The sequence below is a fragment of the Vibrio sp. ArtGut-C1 genome, from assembly GCF_002105475.1.
In the GTDB taxonomy this organism is placed as follows: Bacteria; Pseudomonadota; Gammaproteobacteria; order Enterobacterales; family Vibrionaceae; genus Vibrio; species Vibrio diabolicus.
On the sequence record NZ_NCTH01000016.1, the window covers coordinates 54,496 to 76,885 of the forward strand.

The 22,390-nt window shown below is 44.3% G+C and carries 16 protein-coding genes; 7 read left to right on the forward strand and 9 right to left on the reverse strand.

The genetic code is table 11. The features are described from left to right. Window positions 1-60: 60 nt before the first annotated feature. Window positions 61-2,871 carry an Hsp70 family protein gene (locus B7360_RS14740; protein WP_085343860.1) on the forward strand — a complete coding sequence of 937 codons (2,811 nt, stop codon included), beginning with the start codon at window positions 61-63 and terminating at the stop codon, window positions 2,869-2,871. 98 nt (window positions 2,872-2,969) lie between these two features. Here B7360_RS14740 and B7360_RS14745 read toward each other — a convergent pair whose 3' ends face one another. Beyond that, complete coding sequence (locus B7360_RS14745; RefSeq protein WP_005394200.1) at window positions 2,970-3,164, reverse strand: hypothetical protein; 195 nt, start codon at window positions 3,162-3,164, stop codon at window positions 2,970-2,972. An 86-nt stretch (window positions 3,165-3,250) separates the two neighbouring features. Between B7360_RS14745 and B7360_RS14750 the strand changes: the two genes are divergently transcribed. From B7360_RS14750 to B7360_RS14775, 6 genes are all read left to right on the forward strand, one after another. After that, a complete protein-coding gene (locus B7360_RS14750; RefSeq protein ID WP_085343861.1) occupies window positions 3,251-3,937 on the forward strand; it encodes a DNA-3-methyladenine glycosylase I in 687 nt (228 codons plus the stop codon). 575 nt (window positions 3,938-4,512) lie between these two features. Continuing rightward, the gene (locus B7360_RS14755) at window positions 4,513-5,856 is read left to right on the forward strand and encodes a sodium/glutamate symporter (RefSeq protein WP_047008748.1); all 1,344 of its coding nucleotides are present in this window, start codon (window positions 4,513-4,515) and stop codon (window positions 5,854-5,856) included. 193 nt (window positions 5,857-6,049) lie between these two features. Further along, complete coding sequence (locus B7360_RS14760) at window positions 6,050-6,562, forward strand: type II secretion system protein (RefSeq protein ID WP_065646754.1); 513 nt, start codon at window positions 6,050-6,052, stop codon at window positions 6,560-6,562. A 273-nt stretch (window positions 6,563-6,835) separates the two neighbouring features. Further along, a complete protein-coding gene (locus B7360_RS14765; protein WP_085343862.1) occupies window positions 6,836-8,575 on the forward strand; it encodes an ABC transporter transmembrane domain-containing protein in 1,740 nt (579 codons plus the stop codon). A gap of 3 nt (window positions 8,576-8,578) precedes the next feature. Then, a complete protein-coding gene (locus B7360_RS14770; protein ID WP_085343863.1) occupies window positions 8,579-10,354 on the forward strand; it encodes an ABC transporter transmembrane domain-containing protein in 1,776 nt (591 codons plus the stop codon). A gap of 252 nt (window positions 10,355-10,606) precedes the next feature. Then, a complete protein-coding gene (locus B7360_RS14775) occupies window positions 10,607-11,155 on the forward strand; it encodes a hypothetical protein (protein WP_012841863.1) in 549 nt (182 codons plus the stop codon). Window positions 11,156-11,196: 41 nt separating this feature from the next. Here B7360_RS14775 and B7360_RS14780 read toward each other — a convergent pair whose 3' ends face one another. From B7360_RS14780 to B7360_RS14815, 8 genes are all read right to left on the reverse strand, one after another. Beyond that, the gene (locus B7360_RS14780; RefSeq protein WP_085343864.1) at window positions 11,197-13,419 is read right to left on the reverse strand and encodes a TonB-dependent siderophore receptor; all 2,223 of its coding nucleotides are present in this window, start codon (window positions 13,417-13,419) and stop codon (window positions 11,197-11,199) included. Between the two features lie 201 nt (window positions 13,420-13,620). Continuing rightward, window positions 13,621-15,597, reverse strand: coding sequence for a Fe(3+)-hydroxamate ABC transporter permease FhuB (gene fhuB / locus B7360_RS14785; protein ID WP_085343865.1), 1,977 nt, complete (start codon window positions 15,595-15,597; stop codon window positions 13,621-13,623). Beyond that, window positions 15,594-16,478, reverse strand: a complete 885-nt coding sequence (locus tag B7360_RS14790; protein ID WP_085343866.1) for an ABC transporter substrate-binding protein — start codon at window positions 16,476-16,478, stop codon at window positions 15,594-15,596. The genes fhuB and B7360_RS14790 overlap by 4 nt, the downstream gene beginning before the upstream one ends. 11 nt (window positions 16,479-16,489) lie before the next feature. Beyond that, a complete protein-coding gene (locus B7360_RS14795) occupies window positions 16,490-17,254 on the reverse strand; it encodes an ABC transporter ATP-binding protein (RefSeq protein WP_085343867.1) in 765 nt (254 codons plus the stop codon). 325 nt (window positions 17,255-17,579) lie between these two features. Further along, window positions 17,580-17,798: a hypothetical protein gene (locus B7360_RS14800; RefSeq protein ID WP_005377723.1), complete on the reverse strand. Its 219-nt coding sequence runs from the start codon at window positions 17,796-17,798 to the stop codon at window positions 17,580-17,582. Window positions 17,799-17,885: 87 nt separating this feature from the next. After that, window positions 17,886-19,010: an HD-GYP domain-containing protein gene (locus B7360_RS14805; protein WP_085343868.1), complete on the reverse strand. Its 1,125-nt coding sequence runs from the start codon at window positions 19,008-19,010 to the stop codon at window positions 17,886-17,888. 273 nt (window positions 19,011-19,283) lie between these two features. Continuing rightward, window positions 19,284-20,489: an aromatic amino acid transport family protein gene (locus B7360_RS14810; protein ID WP_074191420.1), complete on the reverse strand. Its 1,206-nt coding sequence runs from the start codon at window positions 20,487-20,489 to the stop codon at window positions 19,284-19,286. Window positions 20,490-20,628: 139 nt separating this feature from the next. Beyond that, complete coding sequence (locus tag B7360_RS14815; RefSeq protein ID WP_085343869.1) at window positions 20,629-21,822, reverse strand: iron-containing alcohol dehydrogenase; 1,194 nt, start codon at window positions 21,820-21,822, stop codon at window positions 20,629-20,631. Between the last annotated feature and the right edge of the window lie 568 nt (window positions 21,823-22,390).

Below are 22,390 nucleotides of genomic sequence, written 5' to 3' on the forward strand. Positions count from 1 at the left end.
TAGAAGTCAAACGGCATCCAATCGGGTGCCGTTTTTAAATACACGAAGGTTTGGTTTTGTATGGCATCTCCTCGTTTCCTTGTTGGTATTGACCTCGGCACCACAAACACTGTGGTGGCCTACTGTGAAATCACCGACAACCTTGAACAATCCGAAGTATCCCTATTTGACATCGACCAACTGATTGGTCCGGGCGAAGTCGTTCGTAAACCACTTCTGCCCTCTTTCCGCTATCATCCAGCTGTAGGTCAAATCTCCCATTCTGACCTCACTCTTCCTTGGGACAACGAACCTGTTGCTGGCGACATTGACAATGTCATCGTTGGTGAATGGGCTCGTGAATTAGGCGCGAAGGTGGAAGGACGTCAGGTATCCAGTGCAAAAAGCTGGCTATCGCACCAAGCGGTAGATCGTAGCTCAGGCATTCTCCCTTGGGCTGGCGCGCAAGACGTAGATAAAGTCTCTCCCGTCATTGCCAGCGCAAGCTACCTTAACCACATTCGTCAAGCATGGAACTACCGACATCCTAGTAACAAGCTAGAAGACCAAGATGTGGTTGTGACCGTTCCAGCATCGTTCGATGAGACGGCTCGTAAGCTCACGCTTGAAGCCGCAGAGTTGGCAGGTTTAAAGAAAATCGTCCTGCTCGAAGAGCCACAAGCCGTATGTTACGACTGGTACGCACGCCATCAGAAAACCGCAGCTGATGAGCTCAAAGAGTTACCGCTGATTCTGGTGTGCGATGTGGGCGGTGGTACCACCGACTTAAGCTTGATTGAAGCAAGTTTCTCTTCTCAAGATGAGCTAGCCCTTGATCGTATTGGCGTTGGCGAACACTTGATGCTGGGTGGTGATAACCTCGACTTAGCATTAGCACACCTTGCAGAAAGCCGCTTCAATCAAAGTAAGAAGCTCACTGCAGTAAGCCTAACAAAGCTAATTCAGCAAACACGTAAAGCGAAAGAGAACCTGCTTTCAGCGAGCGCACCTGACGAAGTGAAGATCACCATGTTAGGTAGCGGCTCTAAGCTACTTGGGGGCACAAAGAGTATTGCTCTAAGCAAACAAGAAGTGCACCAAATCGCATTAGATGGCTTCTTCCCGCTTTCTGATTTCAGTGACGTACCAGACAAACGTCGTAGCGCGGTTGTCGAGTTTGGCCTTCCATACGTTGCTGACCCAGCGGTGAGCAAGCACGTTGCCGAGTTCTTAACTCAGCACCAGCAAGTCGCTCGTGCCGCTCTTGGCATTGAAGACGATAAACAAAACGCGATTCCAGTTGGCGTGTTATTGAACGGAGGCGTGTTTAACAGTGATCTGGTGACTGAACGTGTCACCGCCCTACTTTCTGACTGGCGCGGCGCACCAGTTACGGTATTAGATAACCCACATCCAGATTGGTCGGTTGCACTAGGTGCCGTTGCGTTTGGTAAAGCACGTCGTGGTGCACAGCTAAAAATAGGTGGTGGTGCAGCGCGTTCTTACTTCTTGCACCTTCAAAAGAAGAACAAGATGGGCCAAGCGCTCTGTTTGCTTGCAAAAGGTACAGAAGAAGGACACGAGATCCGCTTAAGTGGTCGTCGTTTCTCGCTTACCCTAGGTGAACCCGTTCGCTTTAACCTGCTGACCTCTACCCACGACACCTTAACCAATAACACCGCTATTCAAAACGGTGTGATGGTGGACGTTGATCCTGACTTATTTGCTCCTCTGCCGCCTTATATCACCACCCTTGAAGGTGAAGGCGCTGAACTGCAAGCCAACCAGAAAGAGCGTGTAGAAGTACAACTGGCGTGTCAGTTGACCGAAGTCGGCACACTTAAGATGGAATGTGTCAGCGCAGAAGATGACAGCAAACGTTGGGAGCTGGAATTCGAAGTTCGTAACAAGCAAACCGACGACAGTGAACAAGTTAAACTTCACCCTAAGTTGAACGAGTGTAAGGAGCTGATCGCTCGCCTTTACAGCGGTAATAAGAAAAGCGCGGAAAGCAAAGAGATCAAAACCTTAGCAAAAGATCTTGAGAAGAAACTTGGCAAGCGCGACGAGTGGGATTTCACTACCCTACGTCAACTGTTTGATACCTTTGCACAAGGTCGTAAACGTCGCCGTCGTTCTGAACAGCACGAGAAAAACTGGCTTCGTTTGGCGGGCTTTGCACTGCGTCCGGGCTTTGGCGATCCAACAGACTCTTGGCGTATTGAGCAAGTTTGGGGACTGTATCAACAAAATATTCAGTTCAAAAACCATCAAGGCTGGACAGACTGGTGGGTATTCTGGCGACGTATCGCGGGCGGTCTAAGCCAAGAACAACAAGAAACCATTTTGGCAGACATCGCGAAATACCTACACCCTAGCGCGATGAAAAACCCACAGTCCGCCAAAGCGGCACAAGACATGGGTTACGAATCCATGGTGCGTCTTTCAGCCTCTCTAGAGCATCTAGAAGTGGAAGATAAAGTTCTATTGGCAACGTGGTTCTTGAGTAAAGCGATCAACCAAAACCAGTTTGAACAAGCGCACTGGTGGGCGATGGGACGTTTAGCTTCTCGCACACCACTTTATGGCAGCCAGCACAACGTCATTCCTCGTGAACAAGCAGAACAGTGGTTGCCTAAGTTGTTAGAGCAGAACTGGCAGAAAGAGCCAATGATCGCTTTCGCAGCCGTAATGATTTGTCGTAAGACGGGTGACCGCCTGTTTGATATTTCTGACGATTACCGAGAGCAAGTTCTAATGAAGCTGAAACAAAGTAAAGTGCCCGAATCTTGGGTATCACTAGTTAAAGAAGTGAAAGAGCTTTCAGAAAGCGAATCAAAACGCGTCTTCGGTGATGCTTTACCAAGCGGTTTAACGCTGGTTCATCATTAAATCCACTCTACACAAGAAGACGAGTTAGACGTACAAAGCCCTTCCGACGAAGGGCTTTGTTGTATCGCATTCTTTTGGTTTTTATCGTGTACAACGCGCTAATTCATTTCTGTCGTAATCACTACATCGCGCGTTTCGTTATCCATATCGCTAATACCGACCACCGACACTTCTCTGTCCGATAGAGTTTCAATTAAGCTGTCTTCTAATCCGCCATCAGCCAGCCAAGTATAAAATTTATCCGCGATACGCTCCGAACCTTCCCCGACAAACGTTAATGTGACCTTCTTCATTTGTGACACTCCATCAATTTACGATTCAGCTACTTAAGCGTAGTATGTTTCGCAAATATCGACATAAACTAGGACTAACTTCTTTTATGAGTATCGAAAAATTTGACGCGATTTATCAACGTGCTGCTAAGCGAAAAGGCGGAAAAGATCAGCTTGAAGCGCTATTGTCTCACCCATTAAGTAAAGAGGAATTAGCAGCGATTCCCGATGACCGTTGGCTCGCCGCTTTTTCGATGAAGGTGTTCCAAAGTGGGATTTCGTGGAGCGTGGTTCGCAACAAGTGGCCGAACTTCGAAGAAGTGTTCTTCGGATTTAAGATTGAGCCACTATTGATGCTGTCTGACGAACAATGGGAAACCAAAGCAACGGACAAACGCATTATTCGCCACCTCACAAAAGTCATGTCGATTCCGGCCAATGCTCGCATGATCCATGAAGCAAGAATCGAACATGCCTCGTTCAGTAACATGATTGCTGAATGGCCTCGGGAAAAGATCACGGATCTATGGGGCTACTTGAAGAAGCATGGTAGTCGTTTGGGTGGAAATACAGGCCCTTACACTTTACGCCAAATGGGCGTGGACACTTTTATTCTGTCTAACGATGTCGAAGCTTATTTACGCAACTGCAAGATCATTGAAGGCGGCAAAGACACGAAAAAGTCCTTGGACTCTGCTAATAAAGCCTTTATTCAGTGGCAGCAAGAAAGTGGAAGAAGCTTGACCGAAATCAGTCAAATTATCGCGTTTAGTACTGGTGACAACCGAATTTAAACAAGCACTTTGTAGCTCTGGGGGCGAAATTCCGGCCCCCCTATAACGCATGATATTTGCGCGAATCACTCTACTTTAGCTCTTACTGATATTACTACTTTCTCGATTCCTCCAAAAAATCCCTCCTTAAAGTGGCAAAATCCCCCTTCAAATCACAAAAAGTTATCATATCGACAAATTATTTTTCTTGTTCAATATTTTTATTTATCAAATATTTAATTACAAGTGCCCAGTTTTTAGGCACTAAATATTGATGACGCTCAATTGCATTGCGCTGACAAACTGACTAGGATACACGCCCTTCCTGAGTGAACTATCAGAAACTTGATCGAGGAATTTATTCAAATTTCTCAACACTTCGTGAGCACTCACAACAATTGCACTCACTTTATAGATTTAAGGATCAACAGATCCGTTAATACAAATTCGACAGCGCAATAGAGTGCTGACTAGAACAACCATGACGCGATGTCACATGAGTGACTATTTTCGTGGTTTTGTGCTGGAAGTTATTTATTACATCAAGGCTGGTTAAAAGGATGAGCCCCTTGAACGCATTTACTGGAGGACAAGAAATGCCAAAAGGTCTAATGCTGACTGACTTAGCCATCGCTGGCTTACTATTAATTGCAGCAAAAGTAATTCGTGTACATATGCCTTTACTACAACGCATGTACATTCCATCAGCTGTATTGGCTGGGTTATTTGGTCTTATTTTTGGCCCAGCTCTGCTTAACGTATTACCTTGGACAGATACTTTTACCGCAAACGCAAGCCTCTTAACTGCTGCACTTTTTTCTGCGTTGGGTTTAGCAACAGATGTCCCGTCACCAAAAGTGGTTGCTCAACGAGCAGGCTCATTGTGGGCGTTTAACCAAATTGCATCCGTGTCGCAATGGCTGTTTGCAGCAATGTTTGGTTTAGTACTTACCACCTTCTTTTGGCCTGAGATTAATCCTGGGTTTGGCGTAACCATGTCCGCTGGATTCATGGGCGGACATGGTTCAGCATCTGTAGTCGGTGAAATCTTCACGGGACTTGGTTGGGAAGATGGCTTCACGCTCGGTTTAACGTTCGCCACAGTTGGGATCTTTATTTCAATCTCTGTGGGCATGTTAATGCTTCAGTTTGCGTTGAAAATGGGCTGGATTCGTAGCTTTACGACATTCGACAGCATGGACGAACACGAACGCAAAGGCTTAGTGAAGCCTGACGATCAAGAACCTGTGATGAAAGATACGATGTCATCATTGTCAGTCGATTCTTTCGCGATTCACGCGGCGCTGGTTGTAGTGGTAACGGCTTTCTCTTATGTAGCAGCCAACTACTTATCTTCTTTCCACGATAAGGTACAAATTCCGACTTTCGTTACTGGCTTTCTGGGCGGTATGTTAGTTCGAATTATCGCTAAGCAAACCAAGGCATCTCATTACCTATGTGACGGCGCATTCAAACACGCAGCGGGTATTAGTACGGATTACCTGATCATCTTTGGTATTTCAGCGATTAAGATCACGGTTCTAGCGCAGTATTTAATGCCAATGGTAGTGCTCGCAATTGGTGGTATCGCGTTCACGCTATGGCTTATCTTTTGGGTTGCACCTCGCATCATGGGAGATGACTGGTTTGAGAAAGGCATTTTCTCTTGGGGATGGTTAACAGGTACAGTCGCTATGGGTATCGCGTTATTACGCATTGTCGACCCCAAAATGCGCAGTAAAGTGTTAGACGACTATGCTATCGCTTATGTTCCAGGCTCAATTACGGACATTTTCATCATCTCGCTTATGCCAATCGCAATGTATAACGGCATGCACTGGCAAGCGTTAGGTGTTGGTCTAACCTATATTGCCGTTGTCTTATTCATTTGGCGATTTGTATTTAAGCGCAGCGGTCAAGCCGTCGCAAACGAGTCTTAATTGATCATTTCGGGAGGTATTTTATCCTCCCGAATTTAACTCTCTCCCCTTATTCGATAGCCGCCTCCCACCAGCATGTAACAAATAAGCAACTTGTTTTATATTTAAGATCTGCAAGCTTGGTCACTCCTTCCCATCCTTTTTTAATACTTGACCTGCGCATTTTTATATCAAAATAGCCGCCAAACTATTCATGACTCATGGAGAAAAGGCAGTGCATCGCTCTCAAGGATTTACCCTCATTGAACTCATTGTGTGCATCATTATCCTTGGTGTCGTTAGTGTTATTGCCCTTCCTAAATTTCTTGGTCTGCAAAAAGATGCTCGAGTGGCGGTTCTATATGGCGCGAGGGAAGCGCTCATGACTGCAAACAACTTTGTGTACACCAAAGCCGTTATTCAATCTCAAGAGACGGTAGATGGCGACAAACAATATAACATTGATCTAGATAATGACGGCAATAACGACCTAATTGGTTACTTTGGATTCATTAAGAATGTCATTCCCGCAAAAGAGCTGGCAGGTTTCGATCCTCAACTCACTATCAATACTTGGTACGGGGTAGACAGCCCGGACGAACCCTATTTCCTTATCGGCTTTGCAAACAAACCTGTTGGTCCAGACCATATGTGTTATGTCGAAGTTTACTACCCAGAAACTCCAGGTGGCCAAGTCAGCTACAAAATACAAACTGACGACTGCTAGTTCCCCTAGTGAGTGAAAGTAACAGTTGCACTTTTGGTGCTTTCATCGCTTTTAGCAGAATACTGGCCCCAAAACCCATTATTAACAACTATTTCACATAATGTTGTTTCATAGTTAGCTTGCAGCGAGAAAACAAGTAATTCGCGACCGCACACGCCCGTAATCGAAACAATCTATCGTTTTTCCGACCGCCAATAATTTGTGCTTGTAAACTCATCATTTCGCTCAATAATAGTTCTATAACAAATTCAATAATTTAAAGCGGGAGGCGTGATGAGAATATTCTGGCAGTTACGTTGGTATTTCCAACAAAAGTGGAAGCATTATGTCGGATCGATTTTGCTTTTCGCTGTGATATCAACTCTACAACTTGTTCCTCCTAAAGCGGTCGGTATCATCGTTGATGGGGTCGTAGATAACACGTTAGATACAAATACGCTGATTCTGTGGCTCTTGGGACTCACTGCACTGATCTTTGCCATTTATGGATGCCGTATCTTATGGCGAATTTGGCTTTTCGGCGCAAGCTGGGAACTCGGAACCATTCTACGTAATCGTCTCTATAGGCACTTATCGACACAACCACCCCGATTTTTCGAACGTTATAAGACCGGTGATCTGATGGCGCGTGGTACTAATGATGTACGTAACATCGTAATGACAGCCGGCGAAGGGGTTTTAACGGCAGCCGATTCCTTGATCACGGGTATTGCAGTTTTAATCATCATGGTAACGCAAGTTAGCTGGAAGCTCACCGTTATGGCACTTCTTCCAATGCCGTTTCTTGCAATCATCATCTTTTTTATTGTCCGTATACTGCATCAACGCTTCCGCATTGCTCAGGAAGCCTTTTCTACCATGTCAGACATGACGCAAGAGTCACTTAACGGCGTGCGAATGTTGCGAGCTTTTGGGTTAGAGAATCAAGAACAACAGCGCTTTGAAGATGTAGTCGATGATACCGGTCAGAAAAATATCGCCGTCGCTAGAGTCGACGCGAGATTTGATCCAGCTATCCAACTCACCATCGGCCTCTCTTTCCTTCTCAGTGTCGCTGCTGGTGCTTACCTTGTCGATAAGGGAGAGATCACGCTCGGTGATCTAACAGCCTTTACGATGTATTTAGGGTTGATGATATGGCCTATGCTGGCCTTCGCTTTCTTATTTAATATTTTAGAGCGAGGCTCCGCAGCATGGAATCGCCTACAAGAGATCTTTGATGAAACACCAGAGATTGTCAGTGGAAATAAACCATTAGAAGATAAACCACTGCCATTAAAAATTGATATCGATGCTTTCCACTGGTCCAGTGATTTACCACCAGCTCTAGCCGAAATAAAAATCGAGCTCAAGCCCGGTAAAATGTTGGGAGTAGCTGGCCCTGTCGGAAGCGGAAAATCAACCCTGCTAACGCTGCTTTTGCGTCAGCACGACCTAACAAACGGTTCAATTACATTCGGGGATGTTGAGATTAAAGATGCCCTACTTCCTCAGTGGCGCAACCGCTTTGCCGTGGTTAATCAAAGCCCGTTTCTATTTTCAAAATCTATCTTTGACAATATTGCCTTAGGCAACCCTAACGCGGGAAAGGAAGAAGTCTACAGAGCAGCAAAGTTAGCCTGTATACATGACGATATTGAGAAGTTTCCTGAAGGCTACCAAACAGAAGTCGGTGAAAAAGGCATTACACTCTCCGGCGGGCAAAAACAACGTATTGCGATAGCACGCGCTATGCTGTTGAATGCCCAAGTGTTGGTTTTGGACGATGCACTTTCCGCTGTTGATGGACGGACCGAACATCAAATCCTTAAGAATTTGGAAACACACTACCGTAATCAAGCCCTAATCGTTATTGCACACCGCCTCACCGCATTGGAAGCAGCAGACGAGATCATTGTCTTGAATCACGGCCACATTACTGAACGTGGGCAACATAGCGCTTTATTAGCGCATCAGGGATGGTACGCCGAAATGTTCGAGTACCAAAAACTAGAACAGGCGATGGAGGAATAATGAATGAACCAGACCAGTACGTTTAAACGGTTGATGTCTTATCCATTATCTCAACCAAAGCCAATGATTAAAGGACTTGCTTTGCTGTTTATCGCAGCGTTAGCCAGCGCTGGCGGCCCTTGGTTGATTCAATATTTCATTGATGAGCACATCGCTAAAGGTGACTATTCACAGAATGTTCTGATTTCGCTAGCAGTAGGTTATATCGCTCTTCAGATGGTATCGGCAACATTTCAGTATTTTCAGTCATTGCAATTTAGCATTGTCGCGGCTAACACGATCAAAACGATTCGTAAGCAAGTATTTTCTGGTGTGATTAAGCAGCCGTTATCTGCGTTTGATTACACTCCTGCGGGGAAATTGGTATCGCGAATCACCAACGATACGGAATCTCTACAGCAATTTTATGAGCTCTTGATCGCGACCGTGGTGAAAAACGTGGTCATGATTGTGGTGATGCTTGGCGTTATGTTTTTCATGAGCTGGAAACTCACACTTGTTGTGCTTGTATTGCTACCGATCGTCATCGGCTTTATGTACTTATTTAAGCAGCTAAGTACAGAAAGCTACCGAAAGATGCGTGACCTATTGACTGATATAAATGCGAATCTGAGTGAATCCATTCAAGGTATGAGTGTCATTCAATTAATGCAACAAGAAGAGCGTTTTAATAAACAGTTCAACGAGCTAACCGCAGAGCATTTGGTGGCATCTAAACGAGTGATTCGGCTAAACGGCTATCTGCTAAGACCATTGATGGACTTGCTCGCTGGCCTCGCGTTACTTTGCTTGGTTGCGATCTTTGGCTTTAACGGTATTGAGTTGATTGGTGTGGGGGTACTGTATGCGTTTATCAGTTATCTTGCGCGCGTTACTGAGCCATTAATTGAAATGACTCAGCAGCTTGCTCTACTTCAGCAAGCGTTAGTATCAAGCGAACGTGTGTTTGAATTGATTGATGCGAAAGAACAAACTTATGGGGACGACCATCAGCCATTAAGGTCAGGTGCTATCGAACTTAAAGACCTCACATTTAGCTACGATGGTAAACAGGACGTCCTAAAAGACATTTCGTTGAAGGCCAACCACCAAGACTTTATCGCACTTGTCGGGCATACAGGAAGCGGTAAAAGCACATTAGCGTCACTATTGATGGGCTTTTATCCAACGCAATGTGGTGAACTGCTCATCGATGGTCGTCCACTTAAAACACTAGGGAAAGACGTCCTTCGTAAAGATGTGGCAATGGTTCAGCAAGATCCGCACATTCTCCCTGCTTCAGTCAGAGAAAACATCTCTCTTGGTCGAGCGGTTGACGATCCTCAAATATGGGATGCGTTAGACAAGGTAGGTTTGGCAGAGCAAATTCACCGTTATCCTAATGGGCTAGACACGCAGTTAGGTCAAGGTGAAACCAATCTATCTGCTGGACAAAAACAGCTCTTAGCGTTAGCGCGTGTGCTTGTGGTAAAACCTAAAATATTGATATTAGATGAAGCAACGGCCAATATTGACTCAGGAACAGAAGCTTTAATACAAAAGAGCTTGGCAGTACTCAGACAAGACATGACACTAGTCGTTATCGCTCATCGACTTTCAACTATTTTGGATGCGGACCAAATCATTGTTCTTCATCATGGGGAGTTAGTAGAGAAAGGCACACACAAAGCACTGTTGAAACAAAATGGTCGTTATGCCCAAATGTATCAGTTACAGCAAGCAAACCGACATTTACAGCAGATTGAAGAAGAAACCAAGCAACTCGAAGAAGCGGTGTGATTTTTATACCCATGCCTTCTTTTTATTTGGTAGGCATGGGCATAATCGGCCCAACTTCAAAAGTTAGCCTGATTAGCTTCCAATTTCTTCATAATGTGAACTAATTTTCTATTTCTTACCTATTATTGACATAACCCCTCGCTATATCACGCAAGGTCGTTGTAAAATCGTACGGTACTTCAGTCTGGTGCCCTTTGCACTAGACTGTTTTTCACTTTCTAATAATGCATATTAATCTCATGACACAAGTCCATGGACAAAGATAAGTTTACTAACATCTATCGCTTGCCTGGTTCGATTCAAATTCGTATCGGTAAATGGCAAAAAACGTTCCGCGGTACCTCTGATTTGATTTTACATCAGGCGCTAATGGAGCGTAATAAGCAGTTTAAGAAGCCAGACTTTTTACCTAAAGGCTGGTGCGTCACTCCTATTGACGAAAAAGATATTACTGTCACGCACCACGGTAAATATATCCAAACCGTCATGCGCACAATGTTGGACAGAAAGGTCTCGTACAAGCGATTATTCCTATCTCGAATGAGTGCGGAAGAAGGTGAAAAAGTGCTCCACAATTACAAACTGGAGTGGGTAAGAAAACATAACCAGATCGCCAAAAAGTACAATCAAATTAAGAAGAAACAGTACATGAACTTTGCAAGAGAAGAAGAGGAAACCCTCTACCCTTCGATTCCAAAGGGTGAGTTTGACAAAACGTTATGGAACAAGCTCGTCGTATCATCGTTTGGTCCGCAGAAAAAGTACAAAAACCCACATTTTGTCCGCAAAGCCGATTTCTAAATAAACACCCCTACACTAGGGGTGTTTATTTATCCGTTAAATCACCAATCGTAAGTTAAACTGGCAATAACATTTTGTCGGTCGCCATACCAACAAAAACCATCACATGTCGCTATGTACTCTTTATCAGTGATATTTTTAGCTGCGACTTGTAGCTTGTAATCTCCAACGCGATAGCTGACCGTCGCATCCATTAAAAAGTAACTTGGTACTTTTAGTCTCTCTTCATTATCTCCGTATGACTCACCTGTATAGCGCGCACCTAAGCCAACAGCAAAGCCATCAAGAGGTCCATCAAAGAAACGATAATGTGCCCAAGCTGATGATACGGTATTCGCGACTTGAGAAGGTGTTTTGCCAACCCATGTCTTATTGACGTCTTCTTTTATCTCTGCATCAACATAGGCTATGTTTCCGATTAATGTTAAGGATGGTGTCACATTAGCTACAACTTCAAACTCAACGCCGTTATTTTCTATTTTTCCTATTTGCGTTAATTCACTCAAGTAGATACGAGCCAAGTTTTCTTTTGTTGCCCGATACGTTGCAATATTGAAATAGCCATCGAATGAATCCGGTTGGTATTTCATACCGATTTCAAATTGATCACCGCTTTCAGGCTTCGCTGGCTTACCATTGCTGTCTTCTTGAATAATTGGATCAAAGTACTGAGAGTAACTAAAGTATGGCGTGAAGCCAGAATCAGAAATATAAGCCGTTCCCACGCTAAACGTCCACTCTCCATTATCGACTTTCGTGCGAGCACCCGTGGTAACATTATGTACTTCATTACTTGTATCGTCGTAACGTGCGCCCAATAACATCGCCCATTTATCGTTGATCAGCATATGATCTTGAAAGTAGACGCCGAGCTGCTGATTATCGATTTTCGTTCTTTGCTTATCGGTTTCGCTCAATGGTTGTAGCGTATTCGGATCGAGTAACATTATGTTATCCGAATAAGTAGGATTAAATACATTAAACCTAGGATCGGGCAAAGCTCCCATTGGTGTGTTTAATAATGCACTACCATTAGCAACGATAGGGTCATTGGCAAAATCTTTACCATCGATACTGATCATTTGAAAATCTATGCCCAACATTAAGTTATGCTCAACACTTCCCCAATTTACTTGGTGCATCAAACGATTATCGATATTAAAAGCATCGGATGACCCATCTTCTGTTGAAGCGCCCCGAAGTATGGTCTTGCGTTCATTTGATGGATCTAAAATCGCCCCCAACCCAGGCACATCAGCCGAGTAAACGTACGAATACATTTGTCTCAACTTAACATCCATTTCACTGTAACGAGCTGCTTGAACAAATGAAGTGGTATCATTAAACGCATGAGAAAACTCATAGCCTAAAGACACCTGCTCACGCTCAAAGGTCTCCCAGTTAGGATTACCTATCGCTAAACTATCACTGATCTTTCCATTTTTGTTTGGCGTTAACGTTCCTTCAACTGGCAAAAATTGCAGATAAGGATCTGAGTCGTCTTTTTGATAGCTCGTTAGAAAGGTAATTTCAGACGTCTCATTAAATTTGTACGTCATTGATGGAGAGAGAAGAATGCGCTCTGCTTCTACCCCACTAATTCTCGTCCCATTTTTTCTCGCTAACCCTTGAAAGCGGAAAGCTAACTGCTCACTCACCTCAGAGTTTACGTCAAGAGAAAGTTGTTTACGGTCTTCAGAACCGTACTCCAAAGATACAAGCCCTGAGCCTCCATCAAATTGAGGTCGCTTACTGACGACATTGATAACCCCACCAGGAGGGTTTTGCCCATAAAGAACAGACGCTGCACCACGTAACACTTCAACCCTTTCTAACGTAAACGGATCTATTTGCCAACTATAGAAACCAGAAGAATATAAACGGGTACCATCTTGATACAGCCCGCTGTTCGCCTGTTTAAAACCACGAATAATAAACCAATCTTGCTTGTTATCTTCGCCGAAATAATTAGTTTGAATACTTGGTGTGTACTGTAGCGCGTCAGAAATGCTAATAGAGGCACGATCATCCATTTGTTCTCGCGTAACAACAGATACCGCTCTTGGGGTTTCATTGATGGCAATATCAGTTTTCGTCGCTGCCCGACTCTTCGCTCCAAGATAACTAAAATCAGGACCAACTGCACTGTCTTGCTGCTGTCCAATCACAACTATATTTTCATCTTCCTGAGCCAAGACATTTGGCGTTGATAACGCTAATACAACCGCCATTGACGTTGGTGTCAGCATAAACTGCCGAGTCATATTATTCTCCTTTTTTGTCGGCAGCCAAACCAACCCTTCATGACTTCAGCGATCGCTGAAAGAAAAGCGAGTTACGGCATCACCAGTTGTTTCCATAAAAGACAAACCAGAGGTTTTGCATAAAGCACTCGCATAGGTTGCGAATGCCACTGCGAGTGCTTGTTTGTATAATTACTTTCTTGGTTGAGACGTAGCTCGTATCTACAAACGACGTAATCCCCACATCAGATACAAACCGCCAATGAGAGACGCCATAAGCCCTGTTGGTACTTCTTGCGGGTAAAGAACTTGTCGTCCCAACCAATCGGCCAACAACATCACGCCGGAACCCAATATCGCGGCGCATAACATGTGTTGTGACGCTTTGTTAAAGCCAAATAAGCGAGCTAAATGCGGAGCCAGTAACCCAACAAAGCTAATAGGACCAACAACCAATGTCGCACTGACCGTGAGACAAGCAACTAAAAGCAGCAGTATCGAGCGTGAACGATCAACGCGAATCCCAAGTGCTTTAGAGGAAGCGGCGCCAACAGGAAGAATATCTAGCCATCTTACGCAGAGAAAACTCAACCCTATAAAAACAAGCGCAGATAAAGACAATGGGAGTAACGTTTCAACCGAAACATAGTAGGTAGACCCAGACAACCAAGCCAATGCTTGATAACTTCTTGGGTCACCAGTGGCTAGAATAAAGCTCTGTATTGCATTCATCAGTGCGGTAATAGCAATACCAGTCAACAAAATGCGCTCCGGCTGAAAACCTGATTTACGGTTTAGCAGCACAATGACCAATACCGTCGCTAATGCACCTACAAGCCCGCCTAAAGAAAGAGTGAAAATTGACGAACCTAACCCAGTAAACATCGCGATGATCAATCCCATCGCTGTCCCTGAACTGATGCCGATCACTTCTGGACTGGCCATTGGGTTTCCACTTAGGCGTTGAATCATGGTGCCAGCAATCGCTAACATTGCCCCCGCAATTGCTGCTGCAAATAATCTAGGTGCGCGCCATTCCAAAAAAATCCAATTTTGGCTAGCAAACAAGTTTGTCCACCCTTCATTTTGCACAGCAACCGTGGCAAAAAGAACAACGGAAATTAATGTGCCGATCAACGCCAATGAGATCGCTTTAGGGTTTAGCTTGTAAACATGTTGACGATGTCGAGTTAACACCGTTTGAGTATGACCCTGCGTCTTTTGTGATAAGCGAGGTAGCAGCCATAACAGTAGCGGAGCGCCCAGTGCAGCGGTTGCTGCTCCCGTTGGTATAAAACTCGCCATTAGCCCTGGCAGTTGCTGAATAACCAAATCGGTTAAAGTCAATAACATGGCACCAATCAGCATCGATACCCAAAGCTTATGCTGGATTTTATTGATACCTATCAATCGAGTAATCGCTGGCGCTGCTAACCCGATGAAACCGATGATTCCAACTGCAGAAACGACCCAAGAAGTGATTAGTACCGCAAGCCCAAGACAGACAAAGCGCAGTTTGGCTAGCGAGACACCTAAACTTTTAGCACCTTGCTCAGAGAGCTCCAATAAGCTTAACGGCTTTGCAAACACAAATGCGATAACCGTAGCAAGTGCGATTCGAGGTGCAAGATACGAGAAATCACCCCATCCGCTCTGAACAAGCGAGCCTGCTCCCCATATCATTAATCCATTCAGCTTTTCGGTATTCATCATCAGAATAACCGTACTTAATGATGCAAAGTACAGGTTTATCACTAACCCAGAAACGACGACAACCGTTGGAGATAACGCTCGTCGCCATGACAACAGCATCACCAACCCCATCGATGTCACACCGCCGATGAGAGCAACCAAATTAGGTGCTATATCCAACATCCAAGGGGCAAATAGCGTAGCTAACATCAAAGCAAAACTTGAACCGCTCGCCACACCAAGTGTCGTGGGTGAAGCGAGAGGGTTACGCAGAACTTGCTGCATCAATACCCCAGCAACCGCTAATCCAGCACCAGATATAATCGTGGTGAAGACTCGAGGCCACCAGCTAAAGTGAAGTAAGACGGAATCGATAGATTGAAAGTTAGGTTTCCATAAACTGCTAAGAGCCAGTGAGAATGAACTTGCTTGATACAATTGGAAAGCACCAATAGAAAAGGTAAATGCCGAAAGTAACACCACAAGGCTTAAAGGCATGGCTTTCATTGTTCTAACTCCTCGACCTTACTCGCCGTAACTAACTCCGCGAACCGAAGCGCTGAAGGCATAGAACCAAAACTCCAAACAGGCGCGACTTGCATGACCTTCTCACCAGACTGTTGAACAACGTATTGCCAAAACGGATCTTGAGAGAGCTGCTTTTCGCCACCGTGAGGCAATGGCTCAACGATAACAATTTGGGCTCTTATACCTGCTAACTTATCGATGCCGACTAAACTGAAGCCCCAGCTATTTGTCTCTTCGTTCCACGCATTACTCAGCCCAATCTTTTCGATAGCCTGAGAGTAAAGACTATTCTGACCAAAAACACGAACGTGCTTCGTATCCATAAACTGAATCATTAAAAGCGGCGGCTGGTCTTTGTTTATGCGCTGTTTTAATAAAGAGAAACGTTCTTCATATTTTTGTATAAGTGCCTCAGCTTCCGCTTCTCTTCCTAGCTCTTCACCAAACCTCCGAGTGAAACGAGTAAGTACCGACCAATCTGTAATCCCGCTTTCATATAAGTCAATCGTGGTAACGGGGGCGATATCGACTAAGCGATGCTTCATTGAGGAGAAGTACGGGGCAATAAAAATACGGTCAGGTCTGAGCTCGTAAATACGCTCTATATTGGGTTGAGTTCTTAACCCTACATCCTTAGTTTGAGGTGGTAACGGTGGCGATTTTACCCAAGCATCGTAATCTTGCCCTTGAGCGACGCCTACGGGCACGACCCCTAACGCCAACATCGTTTCAGTTTGTGTCCAATCAACCGACATCACCCGAGGTGACGCCTCAGCTACTGCTTGAAAGGAACTGACCAAAAGCGCACTAAGTGAGAGAGCGAAAGAGAAATGTTTAAGTCGAGTGTTTGTACTGCTCATTATTCCAACCTCTAGCTTGGCATCGCCACCGGATAACCCGCAGGATGGTCAGAGATCTTCATCTCTATCCCGTATATGTCCCTCAGCTTAGGTTCAGTAAACACCTGTTCAACATTGCCTTGTGCAATCAAATCACCTTGATGTAATGCAACGATATGATCGCAAAAGCGCGCCGCTAAGTTGATGTCGTGCAATACGATAATAACGCCCAAACCCAACTCTTTACTGAGTTTAGAGATGAGCTTCAACATATCGACTTGATGGCTAATATCTAATGCAGACAAAGGCTCATCAAGAAGCAAATACTCGGTTTTTTGCGCTAATAGCATAGCTAGCCACACACGTTGACGCTCCCCTCCAGATAACGTGTCAACTAAACGACCTGCGTATTTTAGTGTTCCTGTCATCGCCATTGATTCTTCAACAATGTCATGATCTTTCTTGCTCAAACGACCAAGTAAACCATGCCATGGGTAACGACCAAAACCGACTAAATCGCGACCTAAAATACTGTCGGTCACCGGAAGATGCTGAGGCAAGTAGGCAATGTGTTGGGCGAATTTTTTCGCTGAGAGATCGTTAATGCTCGTTCCATGCAGAACCACGTCACCAGCGGTGTATGGCTGTTGCTGTGCCAGCAACTTTAACAATGTGGATTTTCCTGAACCATTGTGCCCAACAAGAGCGTATGTTTTCCCAAGTTCAAATGTCACATCAAACGCTTTTAGCAATGACTTGCCTTCAATCTCAAACTGGAGTGCTTTAGCTTCCAACATCCCTACTTCACCTAATAGCCATTCACAAATGAAAGCTAATCAATCGCTTTCATTCGTTCATCACGTTTGCCGTTCTTATTCAACAGAACGATTAATAAGGGAGGTTTTATATAACAACAAAGATACAAATGCAAACCGTTGTCATTATCATTACATCAACAAAATCATTGAGAGAATTACTAAGCGTTAATGATTATTTGTTGCGGATGACTTCATTAGTGGATTGTCGGCAGGTCAACGAGAGCAGCGGTCTACCACTGCCCTCGCATAAATTTGAATGAATACTGCGGCGCATGAAGAAATGAGAAATGCCGCAGTGAATAAATTAATGACGAGCGTCAGCGCCAAACTCTACTTCTTTATAGATATCGGCCAGCGACTTTTTACCTTGTTTGTCTTTGGCTGAACGCTTTTTCTTCGTTTGATAATGGTATTCTTGCTCCTGAAGTGCTTGTTCGTGCTCTTTTGCTGACTCAACAAACTCAGGATTTGCAAGTGCTTGTTGGCGTAAGCGGTTTACTCTTTCAAGGGTTTCCCACAACATACTTCACCTCCAAACTTATTACTGTATATAAAAACAGTATTGTTTAAATATTCCTCCTCGTCAACATTTCAACTTCGTTACTGCTCTTCACATTAACCCCAAGCCTGTATAGTGCTCCGGATATTTGTGGATGATTTGCTTTATATAACCTTGATGCTCTCGCAGAGCATTAACACATTCTCGAGATAACCATCCCTGATATACCCATTTTTCAAGTTCTAACAATGCGTATGGGATGGACCACGCTTGTCTGTACGGATGGTGCGTCGTCATAAAATCAAAGGCATTCGCGACAGCCGTAATTTGCGCGGCTATTGGTATATCGCCACCGGTTAAACCATACGGATAACCAGTACCATTTAAGTTTTCGTATTGATAAGTAACCATCTGCAAAAACAAAGTCACACTCGGGTGAACCGGATTTCCGATACGAGCCACTATGTCATCGGCCGAGTCGATGCAACGCTCAATATGTTGAATCAATATCGCCTCTTGTTCTTGAGTATAATTTGTTCGGCGACTAGCAATTTCAACTGGCAGCTGAACATCACTGAGCGCATGGAATTGAGCAAAAATACCAATATCTTCGACCATTTCATCATTCAGGTGATAACGATCCGCTAACTGCGTTGCGATGACTTGGCTATAGTACTTCATTCGTTTGGTATGCGCGTAAAACTCAGGGGAGTAGCCTGGCATCATACATTGCATTCGGTTCGCCAACGTTTCTATCGCGCTAACGACGTGGTCTTCTGATTCAACCGCAAATTGAATCATTTCGAAATAAGGTTTAAGACTATTCAACGCCTCTAAGCTAAATGCATTGGGCTGAGTGGAATTTAAGAACACAAAGCCAGTAAATGCTTTATTGTCGTAACAAGGAATTGCAACCGACGACTGGTATCCGTGTTTGAGTAAGGTTTGAACCCGAGGACAGTGATTAATATCGTGAAGGTCTTCGACGATGCGAGGAATCGCGTTTTTGGAGGCAATATTGAGGTGGTGGAGTTTACGGAATGCTGACTCATGGTGGGCTAAACACCAAGTGTCGAACTCACTTTCTGCAAATGATTTGAGCACATCTTGGTCTGGGTGATATTTAGCAAATGACACCCTATCAATACACGGCAAGTGCGCCTGCATCCTGTCCTTTAGCGTTTGCAGTTGCTCATTAAGCGGTTTTGCAAACGGGTAAAAACTCCGGTGCGCCATACTTACCTCCACACCCAAGCAGAGAAAAAAGAGAAGCTCATTGTGTTGCAAATTCAATGGTATTTTGAGCGGTTTTCTCCACTTAAATTATCGATATACCACAACTTAAGTGTACGAAATAAAAGCACATTTCTACCAATTCTTTCACCGAATATCTTACGGTAATTTGATCCAGATTAAAAAAGCCAACGAGCGAAACTCGTTGGCTTAACAATACTGATTGATTACGATGAATTCAGTAACTAGAGGTTATTCAGAAAACGTTCTAAACAACTAGCCCAAAGCAGGAAGCACACCCAACGTAATTAACACCTGAGCTAATACGATACCTGTGCCAGCGATACCCGTTATCACTAATGCTCCTTGGCCACCAGCAACTCGGTACTCCCCCGTAAAATCATCCGATTTACGAACCTTGATCACCATAACCAGAGGCAAAAAGATGGCTAAAATCGCTAATGCAATCGCTGCATAACCCAAAGCCATAATAAAGCCTTGAGGGTAAAAAAGTGCGAAGCCCAGCGGTGGGGTAAACGTCACGAGTGCCGCAACCAAGCGATTAGGCTTATCGTTGCTCCCTTTGATGGTGTCACCCAAAAACTCGAATAGACCTAAACTCACACCAAGAAATGACGTTAACAGTGCCAAATCAGCAAATACACCGACAATGTTGCCTAAGTTTGATTGGTGCACCGTCTGCGATAGTTGGCCAATAAGGGCGCTCAACCCGCCGTTTTCAATAAGCGTACTTTGGCTAACCACACCCAATGTCACGATCTGCCAAAAGATGTAAATCACGAGCGGGATCGTCGAGCCAATAATAACGGCTTTGCGCAAAGAAGAAGTATCGCCATCTAAGTAATTCACAATTGCCGGAATACTTCCGTGGAAACCAAACGAAGTAAAGATAACAGGAATCGCCGCTACAATAAGACCTTGCTCAATCGGCATACTCAATAAGTAAGATTCCGTAACGTTTGGAGCAAGAAAAGAAAGCACAGCAACCATCGCAACAAGTTTCATCGCGAACAACACGCGGTTAACTTTATCGACCGTACCTGTACCAACTGTCACAACTAAAGTCACAATCAAGGTAAAGATTATCGTTGATGTAGGCCCTGAAATATCAAGGTCAAACCATTGTGCAAGGCGGTCTCCGAACTGAGCACCACCGCCAGCGATGTACGCTGCACACAATGAGTAGAACAGAAACAACATCGCAAAACTTGCCACCCACTTGCCTTTTTGGCCCAGGATCTGTTTCGCTAAAGTATGAAGAGTTGCACTACTTTCTGCATGCTGATGAAGCTCTAGCATGAGTAAGGCAGTGAAAGCCATCAGAGCCCATAAACTGAGCATGATGATGATTGAAGTTGAAAAACCAATACCGGCAGAGGCAAGTGGAAGGGCTAGCATGCCAGCACCTATTGTAGTTCCCGCGATAATTAGAGTACTACCGAATACTTTAGAACGACTCATTGTATATTTATCTTTACACTTAATTAGAGATTATCGGTATTAAATCGGGCAACGGCGTACCGAAACCAATACCATATTTGTAATGCTGTCGATATTGTAGGATCTTCAGCAGAAGATCAAGCAAAGTGTAAATAAAAAATTACACACCACTAATATCCAACAATAGCTGAGTACATTCTTCCCTGCTCATGAACTTAGGGACAGGATAATTCCAGTGCGCCTCTTTCAGAATTAAATCTACAAGCGCATCAGCATCTTCGCGCTGAATGAGTGCACTTGTCTGCTTAATATCAATGCTTGCAAACAAAGACTCCACATGCGTCAAAAAGTGTTGAGCACTCGCCTCACCTGACTGCCCTTCGGCCGTCAACGCATCGAGTTTTCTTAGTTGAGGCTCTATCTCTGATAATGAAAAGCGCAGCACAGGTAATAAGGCTAGTCCGTTTGCCATGCCATGAGGTATTCCATATTTCGCACCGAATGTGTGAGCAAACGCATGAACATAACCCAAACTCGCTTTCGTAAATGCTAAACCTGCATAGTAGGATGCCATGGCCATTTTATGTCGAGCTTCAACATCATCCCCTTGCGCTACGACCCGAGGAAGATGCTTAAAAATTAACTTAATGGCGGCAACAGAGTAAGCCCTAGTTTCTTGAGTAGCATTTCTCGACACATACGCCTCAATAGCGTGAGTTAATGCATCAACGCCAGTATCAGCCGTGATCTTAGGAGGTAAACCAATCATTAAGTTCGCATCTAAAGCTGCCATTAGTGGCACCAACTTTGGATCCATCAAAGGGGTTTTAATGTGTGAGGAGGGATCTGATACGACCGCGGCGATGGTGACCTCACTTCCTGTTCCTGCGGTCGTTGGAATAGCAAACAGAGGCGCTGGCATTCGCCATACTTTCAATAGTCCAGCTAAATTTTTTATTGGCCGTTTATTGGTAACTTTCGCAGCAATGACCTTTGCGCAGTCCATTGCCGAGCCACCACCCAAAGCTAATATGCCCTCACAATGAAAACGATGGTAAGCCTCTAGACCGCTTTCTACCTGATCATAGGTAGGATCGGGCTGCACTTTCGAGAAAACATCTAACTGTAAATCGAGTTGTGCTGCCGCCTTGAGCACCTTATCGACAATACCGACTTGGACTAACCCTTCGTCGGTAACTAATAAGACGCGCTTAAATCCCAGTTCGGTCATCGATTCTAATAGCTCATTCATCGAACCAGGGCCGGAAAACAAAGTTGGTCTCGGCATAGGAAGGATAAGAGCTGCTATTTTTAGCCCTGCGGTGTAAGTCCGATATAAGCGATGCTTCAACATACGAAATCCTTTTCATTTAGAGCTATCATTCTAGCTACTTTTATCACCTATGCTTACTTTGCAATCACACATTTTTTAATTAAGTCATTTCATCAACACATAAATGCCGCTGAGGGAGCAATACCGTTATCTTGATCTCCCCACACCACGTGAGCTGTAGAGAAAATTATTTTTTATGATTTGCCATTAGCGTTACCTTAATAACTCCCCCCCTTCGGCTTAGCCGATCATAAAGTGGTTATTGAAGATGCCTTATCATTCATACAAACTCAAAAATATGGATTCTGCTTAATCACATAACGGTACGGTATATCAGTAATCTAATCCGAACATCACTTATAAAAATACAAATAAGAATGCGTTACATCATGATTTATTGTCGTTTTCAAATAAGTCAATAAAAGCAACAATAATCTTTCAAAACTAATACTTAGTTCAAATAACTGACTCTTAATCATGAGCTTCAGGTGATATTGTTATGCAACTAGGATTATTATCCGCCCCATAATTAAAACTACGTCTAAACGCCCACCTTTTTGGGGTCTATTCGCTGTCGTACCCAATTTTC

What these genes read in the sequence shown, in the direction of transcription:
- B7360_RS14740 (WP_085343860.1), top strand. Translation starts at nt 61, where the DNA reads ATGGCATCTCCTCGTTTCCTTGTTGGTATTGACCTCGGCACCACAAAC.
- B7360_RS14745 (WP_005394200.1), bottom strand. Translation starts at nt 3,164, where the DNA reads ATGAAGAAGGTCACATTAACGTTTGTCGGGGAAGGTTCGGAGCGTATC.
- B7360_RS14750 (WP_085343861.1), top strand. Translation starts at nt 3,251, where the DNA reads ATGAGTATCGAAAAATTTGACGCGATTTATCAACGTGCTGCTAAGCGA.
- B7360_RS14755 (WP_047008748.1), top strand. Translation starts at nt 4,513, where the DNA reads ATGCCAAAAGGTCTAATGCTGACTGACTTAGCCATCGCTGGCTTACTA.
- B7360_RS14760 (WP_065646754.1), top strand. Translation starts at nt 6,050, where the DNA reads ATGACTCATGGAGAAAAGGCAGTGCATCGCTCTCAAGGATTTACCCTC.
- B7360_RS14765 (WP_085343862.1), top strand. Translation starts at nt 6,836, where the DNA reads ATGAGAATATTCTGGCAGTTACGTTGGTATTTCCAACAAAAGTGGAAG.
- B7360_RS14770 (WP_085343863.1), top strand. Translation starts at nt 8,579, where the DNA reads ATGAACCAGACCAGTACGTTTAAACGGTTGATGTCTTATCCATTATCT.
- B7360_RS14775 (WP_012841863.1), top strand. Translation starts at nt 10,607, where the DNA reads ATGGACAAAGATAAGTTTACTAACATCTATCGCTTGCCTGGTTCGATT.
- B7360_RS14780 (WP_085343864.1), bottom strand. Translation starts at nt 13,419, where the DNA reads ATGACTCGGCAGTTTATGCTGACACCAACGTCAATGGCGGTTGTATTA.
- fhuB (WP_085343865.1), bottom strand. Translation starts at nt 15,597, where the DNA reads ATGAAAGCCATGCCTTTAAGCCTTGTGGTGTTACTTTCGGCATTTACC.
- B7360_RS14790 (WP_085343866.1), bottom strand. Translation starts at nt 16,478, where the DNA reads ATGAGCAGTACAAACACTCGACTTAAACATTTCTCTTTCGCTCTCTCA.
- B7360_RS14795 (WP_085343867.1), bottom strand. Translation starts at nt 17,254, where the DNA reads ATGTTGGAAGCTAAAGCACTCCAGTTTGAGATTGAAGGCAAGTCATTG.
- B7360_RS14800 (WP_005377723.1), bottom strand. Translation starts at nt 17,798, where the DNA reads ATGTTGTGGGAAACCCTTGAAAGAGTAAACCGCTTACGCCAACAAGCA.
- B7360_RS14805 (WP_085343868.1), bottom strand. Translation starts at nt 19,010, where the DNA reads ATGGCGCACCGGAGTTTTTACCCGTTTGCAAAACCGCTTAATGAGCAA.
- B7360_RS14810 (WP_074191420.1), bottom strand. Translation starts at nt 20,489, where the DNA reads ATGAGTCGTTCTAAAGTATTCGGTAGTACTCTAATTATCGCGGGAACT.
- B7360_RS14815 (WP_085343869.1), bottom strand. Translation starts at nt 21,822, where the DNA reads ATGTTGAAGCATCGCTTATATCGGACTTACACCGCAGGGCTAAAAATA.